A 12,862-nucleotide genomic window follows, 5' to 3' on the forward strand; every position below is an offset into this window, starting at 1 on the left:
TTCTCCTAATGCGCTTAACTCTCTTTCCCATTCTTCAACCGCCACTGCTTAATCAGGGCGTAGATCGCGGGAATCACTGCCAGAGTGAGGATTGTCGAGGAAATCATTCCACCAACCATGGGGGCTGCAATACGGCTCATGACTTCCGAGCCGGTACCGGTACCCCACATGATGGGCAGGAGGCCCGCCATGATGGCCACCACGGTCATCATCTTCGGACGGACTCGCTCTACTGCACCCTCCATAATCGCTTCGTACAAGTCGCCCAGGCTGGGCTCCTGGCCAGATGCCCGACGCTTGGTCTTGAGTTCTTCCCAGGCATGGTCGAGGTAGATCAACATGACTACCCCGGTCTCCGCAGCCACGCCGGCCAGTGCGATAAAGCCAACCGCCACTGCAACCGACAGGTTGTAGCCCAGCAGCCACATGAGCCAGACCCCTCCCACCAGGGCAAACGGGACTGACAGCATCACAATGAGCGTTTCGGTCAGACGTTTGAAATTGAGGTAGAGCAACAGGAAGATGATGAGCAGGGTGACAGGCACCACAACCTTCATCTTCTCGATAGCCCGTTCCATGGATTCAAATTGGCCGCTCCAGGTGGCGTAATAGCCGGGAGGGAACTTCACCTTTTCAGCAACGGCCTTCTTGGCATCTGCAACATAACCACCGATGTCCCGATCACGGATATCCACAAATATGTAAGCGGAAAGCAGTGCGTTTTCTGTTCGGATACCTGGCGTTCCCTTGGCTACTTGGACCTTGGCCAGTTGCCCAAGCGGAATCATGGCTCCATCCGCAGTTGGCACGAGTACCTGCTGGGCAATTTGCTGCGGATCGGAACGCAACTCCCGGGGATAGCGAACAGTCACACCGAAGCGCTCCCGTCCTTCAACGGTAGTGGTGACCATTTCACCGCCCAAGGCTTGGCCAATCACATCCTGCAATTCCCCAACAGCCAGCCCATACCGGGCAAGCTGGGTACGGTCGGGCTCGATGTTTAGGTAATAGCCGCCAGTGATTCGTTCCGCAAAGGCCGAGGTTGTCCCGGGAACTTCTTTCACAACAGTTTCGATTTCTCGGGCAAGGCTCTCCATCTCACTCAAATCTTTACCAAAGACCTTGATGCCGATGGGCGTACGGATCCCCGTAGAGAGCATGTCGATCCGAGCCTTGATCGGCATCGTCCAGGCATTAGATACACCAGGGAACTGCAGAGCCTTGTCCATTTCGGCTATGAGCTTGTCAGTTGTCATGCCCTGGCGCCATTCAGACTCCGGCTTAAGGTTGATTACGGTCTCAAACATCTCTGTCGGCGCCGGATCAGTCGCGGTATTGGCGCGACCAGCCTTGCCGTAGACCGAGGCAACTTCCGGGAAACTCTTAATGATTTTGTTCTGGGTTTGGAGAAGCTCTGCCGCCTTAGTAATGGACATCCCTGGCAGGGAAGCCGGCATGTAGAGCAAGGTCCCTTCGTTCAGTGTGGGCATGAACTCTGAGCCCAATTTGGAAGCGGGATAGATTGAGATCAGCATCGCCACAATCGCAGCGATGATGGTGGCAGTCTTCCGACGCATCACCCACGCAATAATCGGCCGGTATCCCCAGATGAGGAATCGATTCACCGGGTTTTTAGCTTCCGGCATGATCTTGCCGCGGATAAACAGCATCATCAGGACCGGAACTAACGTGACCGACAGGAGAGCAGCACCGGCCATGGAGAAGGTTTTGGTATAGGCAAGCGGGGAAAACAGCCGTCCTTCCTGGGCCTCCAGCGTGAATACAGGGAGGAAGGAGACAGTGATGATCAACAGCGAGAAGAACAACGCCGGCCCCACCTCCTTGCAAGCGGCAATCATTGCTTCCACCCGCTCAGAATGGCTGTGATTTTCGGGCAGCCGCTCAATGTGCTTATGAGCGTTCTCAATCATGACGATGGCGGCATCAATCATCGCCCCAATGGCGATGGCAATCCCCCCAAGACTCATGAGGTTGGAGTTCATCCCTAACAAACGCATGGAGATGAAGGAAATCAGGACGCCTACAGGCAGCATCAGAATTGCCACCAGGGCGCTACGTAGGTGCAGTAGAAACACAACACACACCAGAGCCACGATGACGCTTTCTTCCGCCAGGGTATGCTTTAGCGTGTCAATCGCCCGATGAATGAGTTCGGAGCGGTCATAGACCGTCTCAATGGTTACCCCCTCAGGAAGACCGGAGGAAATCTCGCCGATCTTCTCCTTGAGGTTATGGATGACCTCTAGGGCATTCTGGCCATAACGAGCCATTGCAATGCCGGAGACAACCTCTCCCTCTCCATTCAGCTCGGTCAACCCGCGACGCTCATCGGGCGCCAATTCGACTCGGGCAATGTCCCGAATCATGACGGGGGTTCCGCCTTGGGCCTTAACAACCAGATTCTCAATGTCTGCGGTGCCACGGAGATATCCTTTGCCGCGGACCATGTATTCGGTTTCAGCCATCTCAACGACACGCCCCCCCACATCGCGATTGGAATCCCGAATAACCTGGGAGACTTTGGACAGGGGGATGCCGTAAGACCGTAGCTTTACCGGATCTACGGTAACTTGGTAGGTCTGGACAAAGCCTCCGATGGAGGCAACCTCAGCCACACCATGCGCTTTGGTCAGCTGGTAGCGCAGGTACCAGTCCTGCAGGGTACGGAGTTCTGCCAGGGTCTTGTTCTTTGCCAAGACGGCATACTGATAAACCCAACCAACACCGGTGGCATCCGGACCAATTTGGGGCGTAACACCCTTGGGCATCCGGCCGGCGGCAAAGTTGAGATATTCCAGGACCCTGGACCGGGCCCAGTAGATATCCGTTCCGTCCTCAAAGATGATGTAAACAAAGGAGGCGCCAAAGAACGAGAAGCCTCTAACCACCTTGGACTTCGGTACAGAGAGCATTGCCGAAGTTAGCGGATAGGTAACCTGATCCTCCACCACCTGGGGAGCCTGCCCGGGATACTCGGTATAGACAATAACCTGTACATCCGACAGGTCAGGCAGGGCATCAAGCGGTGTCCGTACGACAGCAACGACACCGGCAACAATGATGAATAGCGTGGCTAACAAGACCAGGAAGCGATTCCGCCCTGACCATTCAATGATTTTTGCCAACATCGCGCTGGGCTCCTTTTATTTTTCTCAGTGACCAGCGTGAGGATTGGCCTGGACTGGGACAGCGGCAACGGGGCTAATGGTGGTTACAACCCATTCTCCCGGACTGCGCTCCACAAACTCAAATTTGATGGGGGTCCCAGGTTTGAGGTCTTTGAGCAGAGATTGATTGGCCACCTTGAACTCCATCGTCATGGCAGGCCACTTCAGGCTCGGGATTGCCCCGTGGGCAAGCATCACGGTCCCTGCTTTAGCATCAAGGTCTTCAACCTTGCCCTCTGCCTTGTAGCCAACGCCTACAGGCTTATCTTGGCCTGCACCAGGAGAGGAGCTGCCATGGCCGGAATGACCGAATCCACCGACTACAGCCTTGAGGTTACTTTCCGCATCAATGAGGAAGTTGGCTGCAACAACAACCTGCTCACCCTCCCGAACTCCTTCGATTACCTCCACCCGGTTCTCACTCCGGGCACCAAGCTTTACGTCACGCGGCTCAAATCGACCTTCCTTCGCCTGGATCAGAACAATTTGCCGGGTACCACTATCAATTACGGCCGAGTTCGGGATAGTGACTACAGCACCCTTGGCAATAGTGGGGAGTTCTACCTGGGCAAACATGCCGGGCTTCAGCAGATTGCCAGGGTTGGGGAGTTCGAGCCGAACCGGAATGGTCCGTGTATCTGCCTTCAAGGTCGGATACACATAGGAAACGGTCCCTTCGAAGGTCTTTTCAGGGTAAGCGTTGATTTTTACTTTCGCTTTGGCACCGGACTTCACCCATCCAATATCTTGCTCAAAGACATCAGCAATCACCCAGACGGTGCCCAAATCAGTAATTTGGTAGAGCACATCCCCTGGAGCAAAGCGCATTCCCTGAACCGCCTTCTTTTCAGCCACAATGCCATTAACAGGAGAACGAAAAATCAGCGTACGTTTGGCATCGCCAGATTTGGTCAAGGATTTGACTTGTTCCTCAGAAATATCCCAATTTCGCAAGCGAGTCAGACTGGAGTCGGCTAACTGACGCATGCCAGACTGGGCAGCGTCATCAGCAGATTTCATGCTCTCTAGCCCTTGGGAAGCAATTGCGTACTCCCGCTGTGCCGAGACCAGTTCAGGGCTATAGACCTCAAACAGTGGTTGTCCCTTGCCAACCGCCTGTCCGGTCGCATTCACATAGAGGCGTTCGACATAGCCTTCATATTTTGGAGAAATAGCGTAAGTGCGGCGTTCATCGGGTTCGATTCTGCCAGCAGCCCGAACCACCTTATCAAGACTCTCAAGGGTCGCCGCTTCGGTTCGAACACCCAGCTTCTGAATCTTTTCCGTGCTGATCTTGATCTGGTTTGCTGAGGCCGGCTCGTCGTCCTGCTCCCCCTCATATACCGGGATGTAGTCCATCCCCATGGGATCCTTTTTTGGTACCTGGGAGGTATCCGGCAAACCCATCGGATTGCGGTAATAGAGAATCTTCCGCTCTGCCTTCCCAGAGTCAGTGGGGCTAGCCACGGTGTCGTGGGCATGGGGAGCATTTCCACTATTCTGTCCTGCCCAATACCCACCACCTGCAGCCAGAACAGCAACTACGGCAACTGAAATGACTCCCTTGTTCATAGTTCTTCTCCGAGAATACGTTCTACCTCAGCCAGACGTACTTGAGCCTCGGCACGGGACTTAATCTGGTTGAGTTTGGCCTGTCTGATTTGGCGCTGGGCATCCAGCAACGTGGTGAAATCCACCTTGCCAGTCTCATAACCAGCGAGGGCGGCCTTAAATGTCAATTCAGCCTGTGGCAGTAGGTTGTCTGTCGACAAACGCTCCGTCCGTACCGCAGCCTCCAGCGCTGCCAAACTCTCAGAAAGATCCGAGAGCAGTTGGTTAGCAGTTGCTTCGCGTCGGGCACGACTAGCCGAAACCATTGCTTCTGCCTCACGCTCCTGGGCACGGCGGCTGGCTTGTTGTAATGGGATATTGATTTCGAACATCAAATCCCATTGCTTCACATCATTTCCCATCTGGTTGGGAACAAGACCCAGGGTGAAATCGGGATATCGATTTTTGTAAGCCAGATCTCGGCTCTTCTCGGCGGCTTTGATGCGATGCCCTTCAGCCGAGAGCATCGGGTTCTTGGCCTCGGCCCGCTCTACTAGACTGGCGTAATCCAATTTGGCCGGCGGAGGCAAAGGGCGCAGGATTTCGGGAGATGCCAGGGACGCCGATGCCGGCCGTCCGAGCAGAGCATTCATCCGGGTAGTAAGGTGGTGATGCTCAGTTTCCAGGGCAATGAGTTCATTGCGCATTGCAGTTTGCTCAACCTGAGCACGAATAACATCCTGCTGGGCAGCCAATCCGTTTGCGTAGCGAACTCGAGCTATGCGCTCCAAGCGAACCATAAGATCCAATATTTCTTGGGTCAGGGTTTCATTGCGAGCTAGATAGTACAGTTGGGCATAGGTCGTCTTGATTTTGGCAGAAACCTCGCTCCAGACCCCGTAAGCACGCCCTTTGGCCCCAGCAGCCTCTAGTTCTGCAATTTCACGTTTGAGATCGCGTTTGCCGAACCACGGAACATCCTGCATCAGGGTATAACGAGCCGTACCAACACGGTTGGGGGCAAGCGTTGGGCTCTGAGCCCCCCCCTTTGTGATATCCATCAACTCGGTACGCAGCCGGGGGTCGGGCAAGGCGCCTGCCGGAACTATCCGCTCTGCTGCGGCATCGGCTTCGTAGCGCATGCTGGCAAATTCAGGATTGTTCTCCCGAGCAATCGAGAGAAGGCTCTCCACCGTGCTGCCCGGTTGAACCTGGGCTCCGGCACTTATGCTCCAGGCTGCAATAAGCGCGGCGCACAGGATGTTGCGCGAGGTTTTTATTGATTTCATGTTTGGACCCTCGTGGAAGTTTCCGATTACACCGCGCTCAAACTAGAGTCACCTAGTTTTGGGGCTCCAGGCGAACGATGGTCATCGCACCATCAATGTTTTCTGAGGCAAAGCGGATTTTCTGCCCTTCCTTCACCTTGCCAAGCCAAGATGCATCTTTGACCAGGAACGCCATAGTCATAGGAGGCATTCCATTCGGCAAAGCACCATGCGATACCGTCAGTTTTCCACCTGCCTTATCCACCTTTTTGACGATGCCATCAATCAGGGCAGATTGAGTGGCTTCCATGTGCATTCCACCGTGGCTGCCATGATCATCATGGCCAGATGCTGCCATACCAATAGCGGGCCCCAGCAGAGCAACGGCAACAAACGGAACAATCATCTTTTTCATGTCAATCTCCTAATTATGAACTCAGTGCTTGGCAAAAACCTTGTAGCTACCGTCAGGCATGACGAGTAGGGTGTCATACGGCTGCGGGTGATTAGTCTCCATACCCGGAGAGCCTTGGGGCATCCCGGGGACAGCAAGGCCGATGGCTTTGGGCTTTTCTTTAAGAAGGCGCTGAACATCTGCAGCAGGAACATGGCCCTCAATGGCATAGCCGCCAACTTTGGCGGTATGACAGGACCCAAACTTTTCGGGCATTCCGGTTGCCTTGCGTGCAGCAGGAACGTCGGTCACATTCTGGGTTGTTACATCGAATCCTGCCTTACGCATGTGTTCAACCCACTCCTTGCAGCAACCGCAGTAAGGACTCTTGAAGACTTCGACATGAGTAGAGGTTTGCGCGTAAGCAGCACCGGAAGCCGCCACAGCGGCGACCATTAGCAACTGCCGAAATGTCATTTGTAGGGTCATAACTGTCTAGCTCCTGCGTTGTAAGTCCCCAGTTTGAGGACTCGTCCCCTACAGTTGGCTGACTCGCGGATTACATTTTTGTAATCAATGGCTATGTACGTGGCCTGGACTGTGTTCATCTACCGAATGGTGGCTGGGACCACCACTGGCACCATGGGCATCCGGAATTCCAGAATGAGAATGGCCGTTGCTGGCACTCACCAGTTGCTGGTAACTATCGGTAGATTGCGTGGGGAGGACATTCAGGAAAGCAACCAAATCCCAAATAGCTGCATCATCCATCCCTCCTTTTGCCCAGGCAGGCATGCCGGAGGCCTTGATGCCATGTTTGATGATCCAGAAGTCCCGGGCGTCAGAACTCGGGTCATGGGCGTTTTCTCGCACTACCGATAGATTGGGCGGAGTGGGATATAGCCCTTGGCGGATTTCGCTATTTCCAGCACTGGGGGATAGATGGCAGTCGACGCACATGGCCTCGTAATTCCCCGCACCACGGCGGACTCGTTCAGGAGAGCCTAGATCCGCAGGAACATCTACTCCTTTAACCTCTCGGCTTATGGAACGCTCTCTTGCATAAGTGATGAGAGATGTCACTAACTCAGAATGGGGCTCATCCGCGGCAAAGGAGGGAAACCCCATGCTGATGGATGCTCCGACCACGCTTACAAATACTGCAGCTACGCCTACGACGGTAAGAAAGGGCTTTTGCATTGGAATGCGGTTATTTAGGAGTAACCAGGATTCTGGTAGATGCCGCATAACGAGGGACTGACATCAACATTACATTTATGTAATGCGGATGCTTTCTGGGTGATTTCAGCCTCACAATGCACCTATTCGACCTTCAGGAGAGTGATGTGAAGATACTGGTCGTAGAAGACGAACCCAAAACAGGTGACTATCTGCATAAGGGGCTCTCAGAAGCCGGGTTTGTAGTGGACCTAGCTCGGGATGGGTTCGATGGACTACATCTGGCCCTAACTGAAGCCTATGACTTGGCCATTCTCGACGTAATGCTTCCCGGTATTGATGGATGGCAGGTATTGCAAGGAATCCGTAAGGCCGGCAAGGAAATCCCCGTACTTTTCCTTACTGCTCGCGACTCGGTGGATGACCGGGTCAAAGGCCTAGAACTGGGGGCGGATGATTACCTCGTAAAACCCTTCGCTTTTGCAGAACTGCTCGCAAGAGTTAGAACGCTTTTGCGCCGTGGTACAAAGGCCCGCGAGGATGATGTTTTGCGAATTGCAGATCTGGAACTGGATCTTCGCCGGCGTCGGGTCACTCGTGGAGGGAGAAAGATCGACCTGACATCCAAGGAATTTTCCTTACTGGAACTTTTGCTACGCCGACGTGGCGAGGTGCTGCCCCGATCCCTCATCGCATCCCAGGTCTGGGATATGAATTTCGACAGCGACACCAATATTATTGAGGTCGCCATTCGTCGCTTGCGGTCCAAAGTGGACGACGGATTCGAGCTAAAGCTGATCCGGACAGCACGAGGCATGGGGTATGTGCTGGAGGATGGGGAATGAAGCCCTTAGGCAAGAAGTCTATAACGCTTCGGCTAACACTACTTTTTACTGTTGTTTCCGCCCTGGTGCTGACAACACTTGGGCTAGCGGTTGGTGCTCTGGTTGAGCGCCACTTTGAAGAAATGGACACAGAACTGTTGGTGGGGAAGTTCGAGCTCGTCGGCCATGCTCTATGGGAGCACAGTCAGAGTGCCTTGAGTGACCGACTGGACGCAGCACTGGTTGGGCATCACGGACTGGCAGTAGCTATTTGGGATGCTTCCGGCAAGCCGATTTATTCCCATGGCAGTGTTGATTTTCCATCGATCATGAAGGTGCCAGGCACTGACCTTAGAACTCACCCTAAGCTCTGGCGAAATGAAGATGGGCAGCTTTTTCGAGGCATATCCGGCACTGTTACTGGAGGTGCCATCGTTGCAGTCTCCACTGAATTGCAAGTCCATGAACATTTCATGCACTCTTTCAATAAGACGTTCTGGGGTTTAGTCGCCTTGGCCGCGATAGCTAGTGGTCTATTCGGCTGGCTGGCTGCCAGAGGGGGGCTTTCCCCCTTACGGGAAATATGCCGCGATACTGCGGGGATTACGGCCGACCACTTAGACCGCCGGCTGACTGCAGAAGACTTCCCCATCGAACTTGCGGAAGTAGCTAGGACGCTAAATGAAATGCTCGGTCGCCTTGAGGCGTCCTTCCGTCGACTCTCCGAATTTTCCTCTGACCTTGCACACGAGTTGCGCACACCAGTTAGTAACCTCCTTACCCAGACACAAGTCACACTATCGAAAACTCGCACTGCCGAGGAATATCGAGAGGTATTGGTATCGAACTCCGAAGAATTCGAGCGGCTTTCCCGAACCATCGCAGATATGTTGTTTCTGGCTAAAGCTGAAAACGATCTAGTTGTGCCGGAACTTGGGCCGCTGAACTTGCGTGAGGAAACCGATGACTTACTGGAGTTTTATGAAGCTCTGGCGGATGAAAGGGGCGTAACCCTATCCATCAAAGGAGAGGCTTCCGTAGCAGGTGATAGGTTGATGCTCCGGCGAGCTATTGGCAACTTGCTATCCAATGCTTTCCGACACACCCCTAGGAGTGGCGTCATTGCCGTGTTGCTAACAAACGTCGATGGAATGGCAACTATCAGCATTAGCAATACAGGCCAAACTATCTCTCCGGAGCATCTTCCTCGATTATTTGACCGCTTTTATCGGGCCGATCCGTCAAGGCAACGGGACTCCGAAGGAGCGGGCTTAGGCCTCGCTATTACGCGATCTATCCTGCGCGCCCACGGAGGCAATGCGACGGTGCGCTCTGAGGATGGATTGACAACCTTTGAACTACGGCTGCCATCTATTCAGCAGTAAGCAGCCTGCCACTACTTAAGCATTCTCGACCCTGAGGGGCATATAGCCAGCTTCAGAAATTGCACCTTCCACCTCTTCAACACTAACGCTTACTGATTCAATAGATATCAGATGCTGTTCCAGAGTGATTGTGATCTTGGCATGTTTGTCCAGATCCCGAAGCGCCTGGGTGAGCTTGCTGACGCAATGGCCACAGGTCATGTCATCAACTTTGAAGGTAATCACGGTTTTCTCCTTTCATTTTTTGGGAAGTTACCCTGACCACTTTCTTCCTTCCTACAGGGGGAAGGTCAACTCCGTGATGTCGCTATTTGGATGAAGTCGATTTTTTTAGTTTGAACCGTTGACCTTCCCACCATGGGAATCTTCAGCATAGGCGCTATAACGCTTCTGGAGAGTTCCATGTCTGCCTTTACTTCAACTATTCGCACTACGAACCACACCCTTTTAGTCGACGGGATGAGTTGTGCCTCCTGTGTCGCCCGGGTGGAGAAAGCCCTTTTAAAGGTGCCTGGAGTGCAAGAGGCTTCAATAAATTTGGCCTCTGAAAAGGCGACGGTGATCACGTTGCCCGACGTATCGTTTGCCACGCTTGCCGCAGCCATTGGGAAAGCCGGGTATGCCGCCAGCCCCGAGACAGCTGGAGAAGTTCCCGCTGTGAAGCGACGTTTTCCGGAATGGTGGCCGGTCGCAGTTAGTATCGTCCTTACACTTCCGCTACTTGCACCGATGCTGCTTGAGCTCCTGGGGAAGGAATGGATGTTGGATGGCTGGTGGCAACTTGCCTTGGCAACCCCCGTTCAGTTCTGGCTGGGCTTACGGTTTTACCGGGCCGGGTGGAAGGCAGTTCGGGCCCGTGCCGGCAATATGGACCTATTGGTGGCCCTGGGAACTTCTGCTGCCTATGGCTTATCGGTGTATCTGCTTTGGAGAAATGCAGATACCAGAATGCCCCATCTTTATTTTGAGGCATCTGCGGCTGTCATCACTTTGGTGCTTCTGGGGAAATGGCTGGAAGCACGAGCCAAGCGACAAACTACCGACGCTATAAGGTCCCTTAACGCACTTCGCCCAACGGTGGCTCGCGTCCTGATAGAAGGGCAGGAAGTCTCTATTCCTGTCCAGCAAGTTGCAATCGGAGACAAGGTGGTGGTACGGCCAGGAGAGCGGATCCCAGTGGATGGGACTGTCATCAATGGACAAAGCCACGTCGATGAAGCTCTGATTACCGGAGAAAGCCTCCCTATCGCGAAGGCTCCTGGTGATCAGGTGACAGGCGGATCGGTGAATGGTGAAGGATTAATGGTTCTGCGAACCATCGCCATCGGTACAGAAACCACTCTAGCCCGCATCATCCGGATGGTGGAATCTGCGCAAGCAGCCAAAGCTCCGATTCAGCGTATCGTTGATCGAATCAGCGCTGTCTTCGTACCAGTAGTCCTTTCCATCGCCATACTGACATTTATCGTTTGGGTGCTACTCCTGGCGGACTGGGAGGTCGCATTGATCAATGCGGTAACAGTCTTAGTGATTGCCTGTCCATGCGCCCTTGGCCTTGCCACCCCTACCTCAATAATGGCGGGTACCGGTGTGGCGGCCCGACATGGCATCCTGATCAAAGACGCTGAAGCACTCGAAATTGCCCACTCGGTGACAGCCGTTGCTTTTGATAAGACGGGAACATTGACGGAGGGAAAGCCAATGCTGGTCGCTGTCGAGGCTGTTGAAGGCATGGACAAGAACAACATCCTTCAGTTGTCGGCTGCGCTGCAAAAGACCAGTGACCACCCCTTGGCCCATGCTGTCCTGGAAATGGCCAAATCACAACGACTAGCAGTACCCGACACGGTGAATGCCAAAGCCCTTCCTGGACGTGGAGTGCAAGGAGTAGTTGGTGGGGAAATCCTGATGCTGGGTAGCACCCGACTAATGTTGGAGTCTGGAACAGCCCCCGCTCGACTACTGGAACGTGCGGCTGCCCTTGAAAAGCAAGGGCGAACTATCTCCTGGCTACTTCGTAGCCGCGGAAATGAAACAGAGACATTGGGCCTTCTAGCTTTTGGTGATGCTGTGAAAGGTGCTTCTTACCAAGCGGTGGCCAACTTGCATAAGCTAGGCATCAAAACAGTGATGTTGACTGGGGATAATCAGGGAAGCGCCAACGCCGTTGCCGAGAATCTGGGTATTGATGAAGTCTGGGCTGGATTGTTGCCAGAGGATAAGGCCTCAATCATTCAGGACCTCCGTGACCGTGGATACGTTGTGGCAATGGTTGGAGATGGACTGAACGATGCTCCCAGTTTGGTCGCCGCTGATGTTGGGCTCAGCATGTCCACTGGGACCGATGTGGCGATGCAGGCAGCCGGAATCACCTTAATGCGAGGAGACCCCCGCCTGGTTGCCGATTCTCTCGATGTTTCTCGCCGCACTTACGGAAAAATCAAACAGGGTCTTTTTTGGGCTTTTGCTTACAACATCCTCGGTATTCCCCTCGCAGCTGCCGGAATGCTAAGTCCTGTTGTTGCAGGGGCAGCGATGGCATTCAGTAGTGTTAGCGTAGTAATGAATGCGCTATTACTTCGCCGCTGGCGTAGCGCCAGTGATATCAGACATCCTGATTGAATCTAGCCAGGGAGCTAAAATGAATATTGGAGAGGTAGCAAAGGCCGCCGGCATCTCGACCAAGATGATTCGTCATTATGAGAGTGTAGGGTTGTTGCCACCGGCCAGTAGGACTGCGGCGGGCTACCGCCAATACGGATTAGCTGACATCCGGACCCTGCAGTTTATTCGTCGATCTCGAGATCTCGGATTCTCCATTGATGAAATTCGGAATTTGCTAAGTCTTTGGCAGAACCGAGACCGTACCAGCCGCGAGGTAAAAGCCCTGGCCAAGGAGCATCTAGACGAGCTCGAAAATAAGCTCCAAGAGCTTCTTGCAATGAAAAAGGCGCTCCAGCATCTAGTCAGTTGTTGCCAAGGAAATCACCGGCCCGATTGCCCCATCCTGGAAGAACTGGCTGGCGATAGTAACCATCTTTCCATGACGGGTCTTAGTCTATCGCCGTAGCTT

At 53.7% G+C, this 12,862-nt stretch carries 11 protein-coding genes; 4 read left to right on the top strand and 7 right to left on the bottom strand.

The window, feature by feature from the left end:
* Positions 1-14: 14 nt before the first annotated feature.
* The 6 genes from ACLSSQ_RS16565 to ACLSSQ_RS16590 all read right to left on the bottom strand — a co-directional run bounded on the left by ACLSSQ_RS16565 (position 15) and on the right by ACLSSQ_RS16590 (position 7,529).
* On the bottom strand, positions 15-3,149 hold the full coding sequence (locus tag ACLSSQ_RS16565; protein WP_014236177.1) for an efflux RND transporter permease subunit: 3,135 nt from the start codon (positions 3,147-3,149) through the stop codon (positions 15-17).
* 24 nt (positions 3,150-3,173) lie between these two features.
* Positions 3,174-4,760, bottom strand: a complete 1,587-nt coding sequence (locus tag ACLSSQ_RS16570; RefSeq protein WP_014236176.1) for an efflux RND transporter periplasmic adaptor subunit — start codon at positions 4,758-4,760, stop codon at positions 3,174-3,176.
* On the bottom strand, positions 4,757-6,028 hold the full coding sequence (locus ACLSSQ_RS16575) for a TolC family protein (RefSeq protein ID WP_014236175.1): 1,272 nt from the start codon (positions 6,026-6,028) through the stop codon (positions 4,757-4,759). Before ACLSSQ_RS16575 ends, ACLSSQ_RS16570 begins: the two co-directional genes overlap by 4 nt.
* Positions 6,029-6,080: 52 nt before the next feature.
* Positions 6,081-6,422, bottom strand: a complete 342-nt coding sequence (locus ACLSSQ_RS16580; protein WP_014236174.1) for a copper-binding protein — start codon at positions 6,420-6,422, stop codon at positions 6,081-6,083.
* Positions 6,423-6,443: 21 nt separating this feature from the next.
* Positions 6,444-6,890 carry a DUF411 domain-containing protein gene (locus tag ACLSSQ_RS16585; RefSeq protein WP_109040444.1) on the bottom strand — a complete coding sequence of 149 codons (447 nt, stop codon included), beginning with the start codon at positions 6,888-6,890 and terminating at the stop codon, positions 6,444-6,446.
* Between the two features lie 84 nt (positions 6,891-6,974).
* Positions 6,975-7,529 carry a c-type cytochrome gene (locus tag ACLSSQ_RS16590; protein ID WP_235609702.1) on the bottom strand — a complete coding sequence of 185 codons (555 nt, stop codon included), beginning with the start codon at positions 7,527-7,529 and terminating at the stop codon, positions 6,975-6,977.
* A 218-nt stretch (positions 7,530-7,747) separates the two neighbouring features.
* On the opposite strand from ACLSSQ_RS16590, the gene ACLSSQ_RS16595 reads away from it, so the two are divergent.
* Complete coding sequence (locus ACLSSQ_RS16595) at positions 7,748-8,425, top strand: heavy metal response regulator transcription factor (RefSeq protein ID WP_014236171.1); 678 nt, start codon at positions 7,748-7,750, stop codon at positions 8,423-8,425.
* Complete coding sequence (locus ACLSSQ_RS16600; RefSeq protein WP_014236170.1) at positions 8,422-9,789, top strand: heavy metal sensor histidine kinase; 1,368 nt, start codon at positions 8,422-8,424, stop codon at positions 9,787-9,789. The genes ACLSSQ_RS16595 and ACLSSQ_RS16600 overlap by 4 nt, the downstream gene beginning before the upstream one ends.
* A gap of 15 nt (positions 9,790-9,804) precedes the next feature.
* On the opposite strand, the gene ACLSSQ_RS16605 is transcribed toward ACLSSQ_RS16600, so the two are convergent.
* Positions 9,805-10,014: a heavy-metal-associated domain-containing protein gene (locus tag ACLSSQ_RS16605; RefSeq protein ID WP_014236169.1), complete on the bottom strand. Its 210-nt coding sequence runs from the start codon at positions 10,012-10,014 to the stop codon at positions 9,805-9,807.
* A gap of 177 nt (positions 10,015-10,191) precedes the next feature.
* On the opposite strand from ACLSSQ_RS16605, the gene ACLSSQ_RS16610 reads away from it, so the two are divergent.
* Both ACLSSQ_RS16610 and cueR read left to right on the top strand, forming a co-directional pair.
* Positions 10,192-12,411, top strand: coding sequence for a heavy metal translocating P-type ATPase (locus tag ACLSSQ_RS16610; RefSeq protein WP_416243277.1), 2,220 nt, complete (start codon positions 10,192-10,194; stop codon positions 12,409-12,411).
* 19 nt (positions 12,412-12,430) lie between these two features.
* The gene (gene cueR, locus ACLSSQ_RS16615) at positions 12,431-12,859 is read left to right on the top strand and encodes a Cu(I)-responsive transcriptional regulator (RefSeq protein WP_014236167.1); all 429 of its coding nucleotides are present in this window, start codon (positions 12,431-12,433) and stop codon (positions 12,857-12,859) included.
* The last annotated feature ends 3 nt before the right edge of the window (positions 12,860-12,862 follow it).

Source organism: Azospira sp. APE16 (assembly GCF_047901315.1).
In the GTDB taxonomy this organism is placed as follows: domain Bacteria; phylum Pseudomonadota; class Gammaproteobacteria; order Burkholderiales; family Rhodocyclaceae; genus Azospira; species Azospira oryzae.

Bases quoted from the DNA above. Each gene is read 5' to 3' on its own strand.
- cueR (WP_014236167.1), top strand. From the start codon at position 12,431: ATGAATATTGGAGAGGTAGCAAAGGCCGCCGGCATCTCGACCAAGATG.
- ACLSSQ_RS16565 (WP_014236177.1), bottom strand. From the start codon at position 3,149: ATGTTGGCAAAAATCATTGAATGGTCAGGGCGGAATCGCTTCCTGGTC.
- ACLSSQ_RS16585 (WP_109040444.1), bottom strand. From the start codon at position 6,890: ATGACCCTACAAATGACATTTCGGCAGTTGCTAATGGTCGCCGCTGTG.
- ACLSSQ_RS16590 (WP_235609702.1), bottom strand. From the start codon at position 7,529: ATGGGGTTTCCCTCCTTTGCCGCGGATGAGCCCCATTCTGAGTTAGTG.
- ACLSSQ_RS16610 (WP_416243277.1), top strand. From the start codon at position 10,192: ATGTCTGCCTTTACTTCAACTATTCGCACTACGAACCACACCCTTTTA.
- ACLSSQ_RS16575 (WP_014236175.1), bottom strand. From the start codon at position 6,028: ATGAAATCAATAAAAACCTCGCGCAACATCCTGTGCGCCGCGCTTATT.
- ACLSSQ_RS16600 (WP_014236170.1), top strand. From the start codon at position 8,422: ATGAAGCCCTTAGGCAAGAAGTCTATAACGCTTCGGCTAACACTACTT.
- ACLSSQ_RS16570 (WP_014236176.1), bottom strand. From the start codon at position 4,760: ATGAACAAGGGAGTCATTTCAGTTGCCGTAGTTGCTGTTCTGGCTGCA.
- ACLSSQ_RS16580 (WP_014236174.1), bottom strand. From the start codon at position 6,422: ATGAAAAAGATGATTGTTCCGTTTGTTGCCGTTGCTCTGCTGGGGCCC.